At 63.4% G+C, this 15,239-nt stretch carries 18 protein-coding genes; 8 read left to right on the forward strand and 10 right to left on the reverse strand.

The genetic code is table 11. From position 1 onward, the window contains the following. Positions 1-574: 574 nt before the first annotated feature. Positions 575-1,072 carry a dihydrofolate reductase gene (locus tag NK8_RS10275; RefSeq protein ID WP_213226251.1) on the forward strand — a complete coding sequence of 166 codons (498 nt, stop codon included), beginning with the start codon at positions 575-577 and terminating at the stop codon, positions 1,070-1,072. 49 nt (positions 1,073-1,121) lie between these two features. Here the strand turns inward: NK8_RS10275 and pmbA are convergent, their stop codons facing one another. Beyond that, entirely contained in the window at positions 1,122-2,492 is a 1,371-nt protein-coding gene (gene pmbA / locus NK8_RS10280; RefSeq protein WP_213226252.1) for a metalloprotease PmbA, read from the reverse strand. A 216-nt stretch (positions 2,493-2,708) separates the two neighbouring features. Between pmbA and yjgA the strand changes: the two genes are divergently transcribed. Both yjgA and mog read left to right on the forward strand, forming a co-directional pair. Further along, positions 2,709-3,320, forward strand: coding sequence for a ribosome biogenesis factor YjgA (gene yjgA, locus NK8_RS10285; RefSeq protein ID WP_213226253.1), 612 nt, complete (start codon positions 2,709-2,711; stop codon positions 3,318-3,320). After that, a complete protein-coding gene (gene mog / locus NK8_RS10290; RefSeq protein WP_213226254.1) occupies positions 3,301-3,924 on the forward strand; it encodes a molybdopterin adenylyltransferase in 624 nt (207 codons plus the stop codon). The genes yjgA and mog overlap by 20 nt, the downstream gene beginning before the upstream one ends. Here the strand turns inward: mog and orn are convergent. Next, entirely contained in the window at positions 3,921-4,529 is a 609-nt protein-coding gene (gene orn / locus NK8_RS10295) for an oligoribonuclease (protein ID WP_213226255.1), read from the reverse strand. The two genes, mog and orn, sit on opposite strands and share 4 nt — an antisense overlap. A gap of 87 nt (positions 4,530-4,616) precedes the next feature. On the opposite strand from orn, the gene NK8_RS10300 reads away from it, so the two are divergent. The 3 genes from NK8_RS10300 to NK8_RS10310 are packed head-to-tail and all read left to right on the forward strand — an operon-like array spanning position 4,617 to position 7,110. Beyond that, positions 4,617-5,885: a M48 family metallopeptidase gene (locus tag NK8_RS10300; RefSeq protein WP_213226256.1), complete on the forward strand. Its 1,269-nt coding sequence runs from the start codon at positions 4,617-4,619 to the stop codon at positions 5,883-5,885. Further along, a complete protein-coding gene (rsgA, locus tag NK8_RS10305; RefSeq protein WP_213226257.1) occupies positions 5,882-6,790 on the forward strand; it encodes a ribosome small subunit-dependent GTPase A in 909 nt (302 codons plus the stop codon). The genes NK8_RS10300 and rsgA overlap by 4 nt, the downstream gene beginning before the upstream one ends. Next, positions 6,787-7,110 (forward strand): DUF2007 domain-containing protein, encoded by a 324-nt coding sequence (locus tag NK8_RS10310; RefSeq protein ID WP_162066101.1) that lies wholly within the window; start codon positions 6,787-6,789, stop codon positions 7,108-7,110. Before rsgA ends, NK8_RS10310 begins: the two co-directional genes overlap by 4 nt. A gap of 4 nt (positions 7,111-7,114) precedes the next feature. On the opposite strand, the gene NK8_RS10315 is transcribed toward NK8_RS10310, so the two are convergent. The 6 genes from NK8_RS10315 to rpsP all read right to left on the reverse strand — a co-directional run bounded on the left by NK8_RS10315 (position 7,115) and on the right by rpsP (position 11,309). Next, positions 7,115-8,053 carry a CobD/CbiB family protein gene (locus NK8_RS10315; protein ID WP_213226258.1) on the reverse strand — a complete coding sequence of 313 codons (939 nt, stop codon included), beginning with the start codon at positions 8,051-8,053 and terminating at the stop codon, positions 7,115-7,117. A gap of 120 nt (positions 8,054-8,173) precedes the next feature. Beyond that, positions 8,174-8,833 (reverse strand): CoA pyrophosphatase, encoded by a 660-nt coding sequence (locus tag NK8_RS10320; RefSeq protein ID WP_213226259.1) that lies wholly within the window; start codon positions 8,831-8,833, stop codon positions 8,174-8,176. 145 nt (positions 8,834-8,978) lie between these two features. Then, complete coding sequence (rplS, locus tag NK8_RS10325) at positions 8,979-9,365, reverse strand: 50S ribosomal protein L19 (protein WP_061178750.1); 387 nt, start codon at positions 9,363-9,365, stop codon at positions 8,979-8,981. 125 nt (positions 9,366-9,490) lie between these two features. Then, a complete protein-coding gene (trmD, locus tag NK8_RS10330) occupies positions 9,491-10,261 on the reverse strand; it encodes a tRNA (guanosine(37)-N1)-methyltransferase TrmD (protein WP_162066104.1) in 771 nt (256 codons plus the stop codon). Between the two features lie 25 nt (positions 10,262-10,286). Further along, on the reverse strand, positions 10,287-11,003 hold the full coding sequence (gene rimM / locus NK8_RS10335) for a ribosome maturation factor RimM (protein ID WP_213226260.1): 717 nt from the start codon (positions 11,001-11,003) through the stop codon (positions 10,287-10,289). Between the two features lie 51 nt (positions 11,004-11,054). Further along, complete coding sequence (gene rpsP / locus NK8_RS10340; protein ID WP_008342343.1) at positions 11,055-11,309, reverse strand: 30S ribosomal protein S16; 255 nt, start codon at positions 11,307-11,309, stop codon at positions 11,055-11,057. A 257-nt stretch (positions 11,310-11,566) separates the two neighbouring features. Between rpsP and NK8_RS10345 the strand changes: the two genes are divergently transcribed. Then, complete coding sequence (locus NK8_RS10345) at positions 11,567-12,070, forward strand: NINE protein (RefSeq protein WP_162066106.1); 504 nt, start codon at positions 11,567-11,569, stop codon at positions 12,068-12,070. Positions 12,071-12,074: 4 nt separating this feature from the next. Here NK8_RS10345 and NK8_RS10350 read toward each other — a convergent pair whose 3' ends face one another. Both NK8_RS10350 and NK8_RS10355 read right to left on the reverse strand, forming a co-directional pair. Further along, on the reverse strand, positions 12,075-13,202 hold the full coding sequence (locus tag NK8_RS10350) for a PA0069 family radical SAM protein (protein WP_213226261.1): 1,128 nt from the start codon (positions 13,200-13,202) through the stop codon (positions 12,075-12,077). Between the two features lie 68 nt (positions 13,203-13,270). Further along, positions 13,271-13,759, reverse strand: a complete 489-nt coding sequence (locus tag NK8_RS10355; protein WP_061178805.1) for an Lrp/AsnC ligand binding domain-containing protein — start codon at positions 13,757-13,759, stop codon at positions 13,271-13,273. Positions 13,760-13,912: 153 nt separating this feature from the next. On the opposite strand from NK8_RS10355, the gene NK8_RS10360 reads away from it, so the two are divergent. Further along, complete coding sequence (locus NK8_RS10360) at positions 13,913-15,205, forward strand: D-amino acid dehydrogenase (RefSeq protein WP_213226262.1); 1,293 nt, start codon at positions 13,913-13,915, stop codon at positions 15,203-15,205. The last annotated feature ends 34 nt before the right edge of the window (positions 15,206-15,239 follow it).

Raw genomic sequence — 15,239 nt, forward strand, 5'->3', positions numbered from 1 at the left:
GAACTTCATGTTTTTCTGCCTTCATGTTTCAACGGTGAAACGTTTACAGCCTGTTCTTGACTTGACGACCTGGATCGGTATTCATGAATCGTTGTGCAGCAACGCTTACCGGGCGATGGCACGCAATTCGCTAAATTTACAGCGTGCGGAAGGCAAGAAATTCTACTAAAAGAACGCACGTTCATTTTTCACTCGACATTCATTCTTCACATAATCGTTCATACCGACCGGACGATTACTTTATTTCCGGTTTCTGCATACCCAGGAATAGTTACCTTGGATTATGTCGTCAAGATGGCTCGCGATAGTTCTTTCAGGCGCACGGACCCTTCCGATGCGCAATCAACCGGCGACGACGCCGACGAACAGGCGTGGATGCACCCGGCCGCCACGCGTCCGGCAGGCTCAGGTATCAGCGTGAGACTATGGGACGAGATCGCCCCGGCTCCGCCACACACCGAGCCTCCCCTCGCGGACGACTCGCCCGAGGGCTGAACCCGCGCGGACGTGTCGGTTAGAATCGAAGCCCCGGCGGCGCGGCCTGCGCACGCCAGTTTGCTTCGAATCCTCTTACATGACGACGCTGACCCTGATCGTCGCCCGCGCACGCAATGGCGTGATCGGACGCGACAACCAATTGCCCTGGCGGCTGCCCGAAGACCTCGCGTTCTTCAAGCGCACGACGATGGGCGCGCCCATCATCATGGGGCGCAAGACGCATGAATCGATTGGCCGGCCGCTGCCGGGACGGCGCAATATCGTCGTGTCGCGCGACGGCGCGCGGCGTTATGATGGCTGCGACGTCGTGACGAGCCTGGAAGCGGCGCTCGCGCTGGAGCCGGCGAAAGAGGCGTTTCTGATCGGCGGCGCGCAGTTGTATCGCGATGCCATCGCGCGCGCCGACCGCATGATCGTCACCGAGATCGATGCCGATTTCGAAGGCGATACGCGCTTTCCCGCGCCCGATCCCGAGCTATGGCGCGAAGTGTCGCGCGAGGCGCATCGCGCGGCGGCGCCGAATGATTTCCCGTTTGCGTTCGTGACCTACGAGCGCATTGCGGCGTCGGAATGAAAAAAGGCTCCGGATACGCTCCGGAGCCTTCGTCCTTCAACGCCAACGATCACTGACCCGCGACGGTCATCCGCTCGATCAGCACCGAACCGATTTCCTTCGTGCCGCGCACCACGGTATCCGCGCCGATCGCCTCGATGTGGCGGAACATCTCCTGCAACGTGCTCGCCACCGTGATCTCTTCCACGGCGTGCACGATCTTGCCGTTCTCGACCCAGAAGCCCGACGCGCCGCGCGAGTAATCGCCCGTCACGTAGTTGACGCCCTGCCCCATCAGTTCGGTGAGCAGCAGGCCCGTGTCGAGTTTCTTCAACATCGCTTCGAAGTCGTCGCCGGGCTTCGTGTGCTTGCTCTTCATCGTGAGATTGTGCGAGCCGCCCGCATTGCCGGTCGTGCGCATGCCGAGCTTGCGCGCCGAGTACGTCGACAGGAAATAGCCCTGCACGACGCCATCCTCGACCACGCTGCGCCGCTGCGTACGCACGCCTTCCTCGTCGAACGGCGCGCTGCCCATGCCGCCCTTCACGTGCGGATCCTCGACGATATCGATATGCGGCGCGAACACCGGCTTGCCGAGCGTGTCGACGAGAAACGTGGTCTTGCGATACAGCGCGCCGCCGCTCACCGCCTGCACGAACGCACCGAGAATGCCGGCCGCGAGCGGCGCTTCGAACAGGACGCGGCACTTGCGGGTGTCGAGGCTTTTCGCGCCGAGCCGCGCGAGCGCGCGTTCGGCGGCGTAGCGGCCGACCGCTTCCGGCGCGGCGAGACCGGCCGCGTCGCGCTTCGACGTGTACCAGTCGTCGCGCTGCATGTCGCGGCCCGCGGCTGCGATCGGCGCGCACGCGATGTAGTGCCGCGAGTACGGATAGCCCGCCGTGAAGCCACGCGAGGTCGCCAGCACGAATTGCGAATGCTGCGCCGAGACGCTCGCGCCTTCCGAGTTGGTCACGCGCTTGTCGACCGCGAAGGCCGCGGCCTCGGCGCGACGCGCGATCTCGGCGGCCTCTTCGGCGTCGATGTCCCACGGGTGATAGAGGTCGAGATCCTGCGGCGCCTGCTCCAGCAGTTCCTCTTCGGCGAGGCCCGCCGCGCTGTCTTCAGCCGTGAAGCGCGCGATGTTGTACGCCGCGGCGACCGTGTCGCGCAGCGCGTCGCGCGTGAAGTCGGCGGTGCTCGCGTTGCCGCGCTTCTTGCCGATGAAAACCGTCACGCCGACCATCTTGTCGCGGTTGTGCTCGATCGTCTCGACTTCGCCGCGCCGCACGCTCACCGACAGGCCGTCGCCTTCGGAAATCTCGGTCGCGGCATCGCTCGCGCCGAGTTCCTTCGCGTAGCGCAGGATGTCGGAGGCGATCTCCTTCAGTTCGTCCTGCGTATGCGGGAAGTAGCGTTGCTTGACGTCCATGTCTGCTGCCATTTTTGGTTGCCTTTGGAAGTCGGGCGGCGTGCGCCCGCGCATGTCGTGGTTGCTTCGGAATTCCCGGCTGGACGCGCCTCTGAGCGGGCATCGAGCGGCGGAATCGGCCTATCACGCGATCATATCAAGGACGGCGCGCATTCACCCGCCAAGCTTTGTCAAGAGACCTGCGCGCGAGGCTTCAGGCGCGCTGCGGCCGCAAGCTACAATGTCGGCATGAACCGTAAAACCCGCATTCAACCAATCGATTCCGGCCGCGACGACGAGCGCGAGCCGGACGAAAACGGCTACGACCGGCCGAGCAAATCCCAGCTCAAGCGCGACATGCACGCGCTGCAGGAGCTGGGCGAAGCGCTGATCGCGCTGCCCAAGGACGCGCTCAAGCGCATGCCGATGCCCGAGCATCTCGACGACGCCGTGCGCGAAGCGCGCCGCATCACCGATCACGAAGGCAAGCGCCGCCAGGTGCAGTATGTAGGCAAGGTCATGCGCTCGCTGACCGAAGACGAAGTCGCCGCGCTGCGCACCGCGCTCGACACGCATCGCGGCGTGAACAAGGCCGAAACCGCGCGCCTGCACTGGATCGAGCGCACGCGCGACAAGCTGCTCGCCGACGACGCCGCGCTCACCGAATTCATCCGCGATCATCCGGGCGTCGATCCGCAGGAAGGCCGCACGCTGATCCGCAACACGCGCAAGGAGCGCGAGCAGCAGAAGGCGCCGCGCTATTACCGCGAGCTGTTCCAGTGGATCAAGAACGCGTCGGGCGCGGCCGACGACGAGGACATCGAAGGCGACGAGGACGACCGTGACGAAGCCGAAACGTAATCATCCGGATGAGTTGATCGTCGGGCTCGTGTCGGTCAGCGATCGCGCGTCGCAGGGCGTCTACGAGGACAAGGGCTTGCCGTCGCTGCAGGCGTGGCTCGGCGACGCGCTCACCACGCCCTTTCGCGCCGAAACGCGCCTGATCCAGGACGACGCCGCGACCATTTCCGCGACGCTCGTCGAACTCGTCGACGTACACGGCTGCGATCTTGTGCTGACCACGGGCGGCACCGGCCCCGCGCGCCGCGACGTCACGCCCGAAGCGACGCTCGCCGTCGCGACGAAGCCGATGCCCGGTTTCGGCGAGCAGATGCGCCAGATCAGCCTGAATTTCGTGCCCACGGCGATTCTGTCGCGGCAGGTCGCGGTGATCCGCGAGACGGACGATCACGCCGCGCTCATCATCAATCTGCCGGGACAGCCGAAGTCGATCCGCGAGACGCTCGAAGGATTGAAGGACGCTGACGGCAAGACGAAGGTGCCCGGCATTTTCGCGGCCGTGCCGTATTGCATCGATCTGATTGGCGGGCCGTATATCGAAACGCGGACCGATGTGGTCGCCGCGTTCCGCCCGAAAAGCGCGCTACGCCCGCCGAAGGCTTAAGACGCGGCGGCAGGCGCCGACGGAATCAGGAAGTGCTCGCGGTAGTACTTGAGTTCGTCGATGGACTCGTGGATATCCGCGAGCGCGGTGTGCATCGCGCGCTTCTGGAAGCCCTTGTAGATCGCCGGCTGCCAGCGGCGGCACAGTTCCTTCAAGGTGCTGACATCGAGATTGCGGTAGTGGAAAAACGTCTCCAGTTCCGGCATCCAGCGCGCCATGAAACGGCGGTCCTGGCAGATCGAGTTGCCGCACATCGGCGACTTGCCGGGCGGCACGTACTGACCGAGAAAATCGCGGATCTGACGTGTGGCCTCGGCTTCATCGACGGTCGACACCTTCACGCGCTCCGTCAGTCCCGAGCGGCCGTGCGTGTTGCGGTTCCATTCATCCATGCGGCCGAGCGCCTCGTCCGTCTGATGAATCGCGAGCACCGGCCCTTCCACCAGCTTGTCGAGCGTCGAATTCGTCACGACCACCGCGATCTCGATGATGCGGTCGTTGTCCGGATCGAGACCGGTCATCTCCATGTCGAGCCACACGAGGTTCATGTCGCTGCGCACGAGCACATTTTCGTCTGATTCGGGAGTGGCGGAGATGTCGGTCATGAGAAGCGGCCTGAGAGATGGGAAAGCCGCTGCGCGCCGGCACGGCCTAGAACCTATAATTCTCGCATAGTTCAATCGGAATTCCGGATGACCAACCTCACTCTTGCTTTCTCGACGGTGTTCGTCGTCGCCCTGGTCGCGATGGTTGCGACCAAGCTCTGGCTCGCGTCGCGCCAGATCCGCTACGTCGCCGCGCATCGCAACGGCGTGCCGGCGCAATTCTCCGGCACGATTCCGCTCACCGCGCATCAGCGCGCCGCGGATTACACCGTAGAACGCACGCGCCTCACGATGATCGAAGTCGTCACGAGCGCGGTCGTGCTCGTCGCGCTGACGCTGCTCGGCGGCGTGCAGGCGCTCGATCTCGCCATCTCCGACTGGCTCGGCCGCGGCTATCTCGGACAGATCGCGCTGGTGGCGTCGGTCATCGCGATCACGAGCGTCATCGACCTGCCGTTCGACTACATCCGTCACTTCGTGATCGAGGAAAAGTTCGGCTTCAACCGCATGTCGAAGAAGCTCTTTTTCGCCGATCTCGTGAAAGGCACGGCGCTCGGCATCGTGATCGGCGCGCCGCTCCTGTTGCTCACGCTCTGGCTGATGGATCGCGCCGGCACGTTCTGGTGGCTGTGGACGTGGATGGTGTGGGTCGCGTTCCAGCTCCTCGCGATGATCATCTATCCGACCTTCATCGCCCCGCTCTTCAACAAATTCGAGCCGCTCAAGGACGAGGCGCTCGTCGCGCGCATCACGAATCTGATGTCGCGCACGGGTTTTGCGGCCAAGGGCCTGTTCGTGATGGACGGCAGCCGCCGCTCCGCGCACGGCAACGCGTACTTCACGGGCTTCGGCGCGGCGAAGCGCATCGTGTTCTTCGACACCCTGCTCGCGCGTCTGTCAGGCAGCGAGATCGAGGCCGTGCTCGCGCACGAACTCGGCCACTTCAAGCGGCGTCATGTGCTGAAGCTGATGGTCGTCATGTTCGGCATCAGCCTCGCGATGCTCGCGCTGCTCGGCTGGCTCATTCAGACGACGTGGTTCTATGAGGGCCTCGGCGTGCGGCCGTCGCTCGTCGGCAGCAACAACGGGCTCGCGCTCGTGCTCTTCATGCTCGTGCTGCCCGTGTTCATGTTCTTCATCACGCCGCTCGGCAGCCTGACTTCGCGCAAGAACGAGTTCGAAGCCGATGCCTTCGCCGCCAGCCAGACCGATCCGAAGGATCTCGTGAACGCGCTCGTGAAGCTCTACGAGGACAACGCATCGACGCTCACGCCCGATCCCATCTACACCGCGTTTTATTACTCGCATCCACCCGCTTCACAACGCATCGACCGCCTGATGCAGCACGCCGCATGACGCGCGGCTCGATGCGCCTCGAAGGCACGGTTATCGCGGCGCACGGACGTCACTACCTGGTCTCGCCGGCAGACGGCGGACCGATGTTCCAGTGCTTCCCGCGCGGCAAGAAAAGCGAAGTGGCGGTCGGCGATCGCGTGATCTACGAACAGTCGTCGGCGGATCAGGGCGTGATCGTCGAGATCGGCGAACGGCGCAATCTGCTGTATCGCTCGGATCAGTTCAAGTCGAAGCTCTTTGCCGCGAATCTCGATCAACTGCTGATCGTGCTCGCGACCGAGCCGCACTTCAGTGAGGACTTGCTTGGGCGCGCGCTGATCGCAGCGGAAGCGCATGGGCTGGAGTCGCTGATCGTGCTGAACAAGATCGATGTCGAAGGCGCGCTGCCGCTTGCGCGCGAGCGTCTCGCGCCGTATCGGGCGCTTGGTTATACGGTGATCGAACTGTCCGCGAAGATGGCGCCCGGCGATGTCCACCCGCAACTCGACGCCCGCCTGAAAGGCCGCTCGACGATCCTGCTCGGCCAGTCGGGCATGGGCAAATCGACGCTCGTGAACCTGCTCATCCCCGATGCCGACGCGGCCACGCGCGAAATTTCATCGGCGCTCAATAGCGGCCGTCACACGACCACGTTCACGCGCCTGTACGACTTGCCAGGCGGCGGCGCGCTCATCGATTCGCCGGGTTTTCAGGAGTTCGGCCTGCATCACCTGTCGGAAGGCATGCTGGAGCGTGCGTTCGCGGACTTCCGGCCGTATCTCGGCCACTGCCGCTTCTATAACTGCCATCATCTGCACGAACCGGGGTGCGCGGTGCTCGAAGCCGTCGAAGCCGGCAAGATTCGCCCCGAGCGCCACGCGCTTTACGCGCAGCTTGTCCACGAAGCAAGCCAGATCGTTCGATGAAGCGACTCACGCGCGCGCCCAATCTCATCACCGCGCAGCATTGGGTGAACGTGCTGGCGACGGCGGGCGTGCCGTGCGAGTTGCACAACCGTTATCTGAATGGCGCGATGGGGGAGATTCCAGCGGATCAGTGCGCGCCGGAGATATGGATCGTCGATGACCGCGACGAAGCGCTGGCGATGCGAATGATCGAAAGCGCGAGAAAGGGACCGGACGCGAACGCCCGGCCCTGGCGATGCAGGCAGTGCGGCGAATGGCTGGAGCCGCAGTTCACCGTCTGCTGGAAGTGTCAGACGGAGCGTAATCCTCTCGACGACTGACCGATCAGGCCAGCCACACGGCGATGGTCAGCATCAGCAGAAGCAGCATCCACAGGATCACCGCGCGCCACACGAGGCCAACCGCCGATTGCAGCGTACGCGGCGTGCAATCGTCGCCGACGGGCAACGGACTCGCTTCGCCTACGGCGAGCGCCTCGACCGAAAGCGGCTCGGCGAGCGGCCCCGCCAGACGCGCGCCCAGCGCGCCGCTGCCCGCCGCGAGCAATACGCCTTCGTTCGCATCCGGCCATTGGCGCGCGTGATTGCGCCACGCGTAGATCGCATCCTCGAAATTTCCGACGATCGCAAAGCCGAGTGCGGTCAGGCGCGCAGGCACCCAATCGATGACGAAAAACGCGCGCTGCGCGAACGACGAAAACTCGGCGGTGCGCTCCGGATCCGGCTTCGACCACGCGCGCGCCAGATACTCGGCGATGCGATACAGCACCGCGCCGGCCGGGCCGATCGGAATCAGGAACCAGAAGAACACGCCGAACACATGCCGGTGCGACGCCACCACGGCATGCACGAGCGTATGCCGCACGATTTCGCTCACGGGCATGTCGAGCGTGTCCATGCCGGTCCATTCACGCAGCACTTCGCGCGCACGGGGCACGTCGTCGTTGTTGAGCGCGAGATGGATGTCGGTGAAATAGTGGCTGAACTGCCGGAAGCCGAGCGTGAAATACACGATCACCACGTTCCACAAAAACGCCAGAACGAAGTTGATCCGGTACAGCACGTAATAGATGAGTCCGACGGCGAGCGTCCAGGGCAGCACGACGACCAGCCACGCGACGATGCCGTGCTTCTCCTTGCCTGCATCGAAACCATGCGCGGTGGATTCCGCATGATAGTGAAGCAACGCCGAAATCGGATTATGCGGCGATAACGCGCGCATCTGCTCAATGATGAGAGCCAGCAATACGGAGAAAAAAGTCATGCGAAGCGCCGAAACGGTCGGATTAGTTCGAGTTTCGCGTAACGATAGCACAGCGCCTGATGCCTTTAGCGCGCTGAGTATTTGCGCGAGGCGCGGCGGGCGCGCGGGCTTTTTGCGCCGTCACGCGCGAGCCGCGAGGAAGCGGTAGAAATTGCGCAACATGCCGGCCGTTGCGCCCCAGATGAAATAAGGAGCCTTTCTTTCGCCCGGAATATAGGGCATGGCAAAAAAACGACGCTCGCCCCCTTCCCAGCGAAATACGCGCACTTCGTGATTCGCCGGATTCATGAGCCACGCGAGCGGCACTTCGAAGATATCGGCGACTTCGCAGGTATCGGCTTTCAGCGTGAACGGCGGATGCACCAGCGCGACGACCGGCGTCACCTTGAATCCCGTGCCCGTCAGATATTCGGGCAGCGCGCCGATGACTTCGCAGTGTTCCGCGCTCAACGCCACCTCTTCCTCCGCCTCGCGCAGCGCGGTGGCGGCGGCATCGGCATCTTCGGGCTCGCGTCGGCCGCCCGGGAAGCTGATCTGCCCGGCGTGATCCGACAGATGATCGGCGCGCTGCGTCAGCAGCACGGTCAGGCCGCCCTCGCGCACGACGAGCGGCACCAGCACGGAGGCCACGCGCGGATCGCCGCCGATCGCCTTGATGCGCTGCTCGCGCTCTTCCTGCGTCCAGTCGAGATCCATTGCGAAACGCGCGCGCAGGCCTTCCGGCGTGAGGCGCTCGGGCGGAACCGGCGGGAGTGTCTCACCCGTCGAGAAGACGGGCATCTTTTCGGGTTCGAGGATGCGGGGAGTCGAAGTCTTTCCGGTGGACACGGGTCGGGAACGGGGCTGTCGAAGACTCAATTTGAACACACCAAAGAAAAAAGCACCCGCAAGGGGTGCTTTTTCCGTACTGCGTCTGGCCAGCGACTTACTCTGCGGAAGCAGACTTGTCCTTGAACACCAGCTTTTCCTTGATTCGAGCCGACTTGCCCGAACGCTCGCGCAGGTAGTAGAGCTTCGCGCGGCGAACATCGCCACGACGCTTCACGACGATGCTCGCGAGCAGCGGCGAGTAGGTCTGGAACGTACGCTCGACGCCTTCGCCCGACGAAATCTTGCGGACGATGAAGTTCGAGTTCAGGCCACGGTTGCGCTTCGCGATGACGACGCCTTCGTAAGCCTGGACACGCTTACGCGTGCCTTCGACCACGTTCACGTTGACGACGACGGTATCGCCCGGCGCGAAGTCGGGGATGCTCTTCTCGCCCAGAACGCGTGCGATCTCTTCCTTCTCGAGTTGCTCAATCAGATTCATTACTGACTCCTTGTGCCATCTTGCCGGAGTTGTGTGCCCTGGATGAAGGCCCCGGTAGAGGATGGGTTTGCTTCAGACGCCGATATGACTCGACGCCCCCATTTTCCCGCTCGTCCGCCCGAAATCTATGCAGATTTCGACGCGCCCTTTGCGAGTTCTGCGAGCCACGCCTCGTCGGCACGGCTCAACATCTTGCTTCCGCGCGCCCGTGCGATCAGATCGGGCCGCTTGTTGAATGTGTTGCGCAATGCTTCGCGCCTGCGCCAGGCGTCGATTTCCTTGTGATGGCCGCCGAGCAGCACATCGGGAACGCGCACGCCTTCGTACTCTTCCGGCCGCGTGTAGTGCGGACAATCGAGCAGCACGTCGACGAAGCTGTCCTGAACCGCCGATTGCGCGTCGTTCAGCACGCCGGGCAACTGACGCACGACAGCGTCCATCAAGGCCATCGCGGGAAGTTCTCCGCCGGACAGCACGAAGTCGCCGAGGCTCACTTCTTCGTCCACTTCGCGGTCGATCAGGCGTTGATCGATCGCTTCGTAACGGCCGCACAGCAACACCAGTCCGGGTTCCTGCGCGAACCGCATCACACGGTCGTGATCCAGCCGCGTGCCTTGCGGCGACATCATCACCACACGTGTGGACGCGATGCCCTGCTCGCGCTGCGCAGTCTTCGCCGCGTGAATCGCGTCTTCCAGCGGACGCGCCAGCATGACCATGCCGGGGCCGCCGCCGTACGGGCGATCATCGACGGTGCGGTAGTTGTCCGTGGTGAAATCGCGCGGATTCCACGTGCGCAGACCGAACCGCTCCTGCTTCACCGCCCGGCTGGTGATGCCCCAGTCGGTCAGCGCGCGAAACATCTCGGGAAAGAGCGTCACGACATCGAACTGCATCGCTCTCTCCGTAACGTGCCGATGTTCAATAGTCAGCGTCCCAGTCGACGACGATACGCTTCGCCGCCCGGTCCACCGTCTTTACATATACGCCGACGAACGGAATCAGCCGCTCGCCGGTGACGGCCTTGCCATCCTTGTCGGTCTCCGGATACTCGATCCGCAGGATGGAATGCGCGCCGTTGTCGATCAGATCCGCGACGCGGCCCAGCGCCACGCCCGCTTCGTTTTCGACATCCAGGCCGATCAGATCGACCCAGTAGAATTCGTCTTCGCTGTCGAGCTTCGGGAAATCACTGCGCGTGATGTTCACCGTGTGGCCCTTCAGCGCAAGCGCCGTGTCGCGGTCGTCACAGCCAGCGAAGCGCGCGACGATGGTATCGGCATGCACTTTCGACTGCAGACAGCGCGCGGACTTGAGTTCGCGGCCCTTGACGAGCCACCAGCGTTTCGCGCTCAGCAGCGCGTCGCCGCCCTGCTTGCCGTTCGCGTGCGGGACGATCTTGACCCAGCCTTTGAGACCGTAGGCATCGGCGATGAAACCGACTTCGACGGCGTCTTCCGGCAAAGCCTCGACCGGCTCGATTGCGCTTTCCGGCGCGCTCGAAACGTCGACCGCCACGCGGCGCGCGCCCGGCTTGCGGACGAACGCGCCAAACGTGGCGGCACCTTCATCTTGCCCCGGCTTCGGTCGGCCGACGTTTTCCGACGCGCGGCCGGATTCAGAATCGCGCACGGGCATCGGCGAACCTTTGGGCAGGCTTCGAGCGGTTGTTACAGTTACGCAGCGAGCTTAAGCAGCCGGCTGGGCTTGCTGAGCTTGCTTGACGAGGCGCTCGACGGTCGGCGACAGTTGCGCGCCAACGCCTTGCCAGTACGTCAGGCGATCCTGAGCGATGCGCAGTGATTCGCCTTTGGTCGCGACCGGGTTGTAGAAACCCACGCGCTCGATGAAGCGGCCGTCACGGCGGCTACGCGAGTCAGTTGCAACGATGTTGTAGAACGGGCGCTTCTTCGAGCCGCCACGAGCCAAGCGGATGATGACCATGCTGAAATCCTTGAAAACCGGGGGTTCGGAACAACGAGAACAGGCGATTATAGCTGGAATCAGAAGCTCGAACAAACACTTAACGCTTTTTTTGGATTCGGCGCGCGGTTCGGTGCCGATTCGCTGCGCTTGCCGATACCGGAAATCACGCCGATGCGGCAACGTGGCATTGGTGACGTCGCTGCTCGTGGGCGTAAAATGGCAGACCTGCGTCGGCCTCAAGCGCCGCTCGCCTCTTTCCACCACCGCTTTCGCTGATGACCTCCTCGTCCGTCGCCACGCAATCCGGCCCGAAGCCAGCCGGCAAGCCGGTCCCGCCTTACTTCCGCTCGAAAACGCTGACCGCCGCGCTCGCGTTTCTGTTCGGCTCCATCGGCCTGCACCGCTTCTATCTGTATGGAATGCGCGACAAGTACGGCTGGGCGCATATCGTCGGCATCGTGCTGGGCGCGTTCGGTTATCTGATGCTCGCGCAGTCGGAGCGCACGTCCCTGCTCGGCTGGGTGCTGGTTTTCCCGGGCGCGATCTCGCTGCTCGCCGCGTTTCTTTCGGCCCTCGTCTACGGTCTGCGTCCGGACGCGAAGTGGGACGCGCAGTTCAACGCGCACACCGGCCGCGAAAGCCGCTCCGGCTGGACGGTCATCTTCGTCGTGATCTTTTCGCTGCTGTTCGGCGCGTTTCTGCTGATGACCGGTCTCGCGCTCACGTTCCAGACGTATTTCGAGAGTCAGGTCGAAGCGGCGAAAACCCTGTCGCAATGAAACGTCAGAACAGATCGAACTGCGGGCTGGACGGTCCCGCCGCTCGCTTCGCGGGCCGCTGAAACTCTGACATGTCGAGAATGCCGCGCTGCCTCGCGTTCAGACCGAGGCGCTTCGTCGCCTTCTGAAAGCGCTGCTTGAGCATGTCGGCCCACAGGCCCTCGCCTTTCATGCGCGTCGAAAAATTCGAGTCGTAATCCTTGCCGCCGCGCATGTCGCGCACACGGCTCATCACGCGATCCGCGCGATCGGGGAAATGCGCGGCCAGCCAATCCTTGAACAGCGGCGCGACTTCCCAAGGCAGGCGCAGCACGATGTAGCTCGCGCTCGTCGCGCCCGCCTCCGCGCACGCTTCCAGCACACGCTCCATGTCCGGCTCCGTCACGAACGGAATGACCGGCGCGATGCTCACGCCCACCGGAATGCCCGCCTCGGCGAGCGTGCGGATGGTGCGCAGGCGTCGCGAAGGCGTGGCTGCGCGTGGCTCCAGCGTGCGCGCGATATCGGCGTCGAGCGTCGTGACGGTGATCGCCGCCATGACCTGGCCGCGCTCGGCCATCGGCGCCAGCAGGTCGATATCGCGTTCGATCAGCGAACTCTTCGTGATCGCCGCAAACGGATGGCCGCAGTCGTGCAGCACCTGGATCACACGCCGCGTGAGTTGCAGATCGCGCTCGACCGGCTGATAGGCGTCCGTGTTGACGCCGAGCGCGATCGGCTCGGGTTCGTAATTCGGCTTCGCCAGCTCGCGCGCGAGCAATTCGGGCGCGTTGATCTTCGCGTAAATACGGCTTTCGAAATCGAGTCCCGGCGAGAGCCCGAGATAGCTGTGCGTCGGACGCGCGAAGCAATAGATGCAGCCGTGTTCGCAGCCGCGGTAGGGATTCAGTGAAACGGAGAACGGAATGTCCGGCGAACTGTTGCGCGTGAGAATGCTTTTCGCGCGCTCTTCGAAAATCTGCGTGCGCAACGGCGGCGTGCCTTCGTCCTCGGGAGCGGCGGCATGCAGCCAGCCGTCGTCGACGCGTTCGCGCTCGTCTTTCTCATAGCGCCCCTGGATATTCGTGACCGCGCCGCGCCCCTTCAGCGGAGCGGGCGGCGCGACGGGATATTCACGATCGGGCGATGACATTTGCGACAAAATCCAGCGATTGATGCTGTATAAATATACAGTATCGTCGCATCGCCGCAAGCGGAAAATCACGTCTCGACGAGAATCTTGAGCGTCTCCTTGATCTCCTCCATCACCACGTAACTCTTCGATTGCACCGCGCCCGGCAATTGCAACAGGATGTCCCCGAGCAGCTTGCGATAGTCCGCCATTTCGCCGATGCGCGCCTTGATCAGATAGTCGAAGTCGCCCGAGACGAGGTGACACTCGAGCACTTCCGGGATCTTCTGCACTTCGCGCCGGAATTGCTCGAACATGTTGCCGCTCTTGTGATCGAGCGTGATCTCGACGAATACGAGCAGCGCAGCGCCCAACTCGGTCGGGTTCACGCGCGCGTAGTAACCCATGATGACGCCATCACGCTCCATGCGTTTCACCCGCTCGATGCACGGCGTAACTGACAGCCCGACCCGCTCGGCCAGGTCCTTCATCGCAACGCGGCCGTCCTCCTGAAGAATGTTCAGAATCTTGTGGTCGAGCTTGTCGAGCGTGCGGACCGGATTTCGCTGTGTTCGCATGGGTTTTTCCTGAAAATCGATCAAATACAATAACTAAAACTGCCTCGAAGTCCATACCATAGTCGATAACACTATATGAGCTTCAGTTTGCCGCGTCGATCACCTTAACGTACGCGCATTCGGAAGTTTTCATCGAATCTGGATGGAGATCACATGCGAATCGTTATTCTCGGAAGCGGCGTCGTCGGCGTGACCAGCGCGTATTACCTCGCTCGCGCCGGCCACGAAGTCACGGTCATCGACCGCGAAGCGGGCCCCGCCCTCGAAACGAGTTTCGCCAATGCCGGACAGATCTCCCCGGGCTATGCATCGCCGTGGGCCGCGCCGGGCGTTCCGCTCAAGGCCGTGAAGTGGATGTTCGAAAAGCACGCGCCGCTCGCCATCCGCCTCGACGGCACGATGAACCAGCTGCAATGGATGTGGCAGATGCTGCGCAACTGCACGCAGGACCGCTACACGGTCAACAAGGGCCGCATGGTCCGTCTCGCCGAGTACAGCCGCGACTGCCTGCAGGCCCTGCGCGCCGACACCGGCATCCATTACGAAGGCCGCACGGGCGGCACGCTGCAACTGTTCCGCACGCAACAGCAATTCGATGGCGCGGGCAAGGATATCGCCGTGCTCAAGGACGCCAACGTCCCGTTCGAACTGCTCACCGCCGATGAACTCAAAAATGCCGAGCCCGCACTCGCCGCCGTGTCGCACAAGCTGACGGGCGGCCTGCGTCTGCCGAACGATGAAACCGGCGACTGCCAGATGTTCACCACGCGCCTCGCCGCGATGGCCGAAGCGCTCGGCGTCAAGTTCCGCTACAACACGCCGATCGACGCGCTCGCCGTCAGCAACGGCCGCATCGCCGGTGTGCAGTGCGGCAAGGAACTGGTGACGGCGGATTCGTACGTCGTCGCGCTGGGCTCGTATTCGCCGAAGCTGCTCGGCGATCTCGTGAAGATTCCGGTTTATCCGCTGAAGGGCTATTCGATCACCGCGCCTATCGTCGATGCGAACCGCGCGCCGGTCTCTACCGTGCTCGACGAAACCTACAAGATCGCGATCACGCGCTTCGACGACCGCATCCGCGTGGGCGGCATGGCGGAAATCGTCGGTTACGACAGGAAGCTGAAGCAGGCTCGCCGCGAGACGCTCGAAATGTGCGTGAACGATCTGTTCCCCGGCGGCGGCGATACCGCGAGCGCCAAGTTCTGGACCGGCCTGCGTCCGATGACGCCGGACGGCACGCCGATCGTCGGCCGCACTCGCGTGCCGAACCTGTTCCTGAACACCGGCCACGGCACGCTCGGCTGGACGATGTCGTGCGGCTCCGGTCAGTTGCTGGCGGATCTGATGTCGGGCAAGCAGCCCGCGATCCGCTCGGACGATCTGTCGGTACATCGCTACTCTGGCGATGTCGGCGTGCAGACGCGTCCGGGATACGCGAACGCGTGATGACTTCTATCGCTTGAACGACAAAGGCGCCGCG

Origin of the sequence: Caballeronia sp. NK8 (assembly GCF_018408855.1) — a bacterium.
Classification (GTDB): Bacteria; Pseudomonadota; Gammaproteobacteria; order Burkholderiales; family Burkholderiaceae; genus Caballeronia.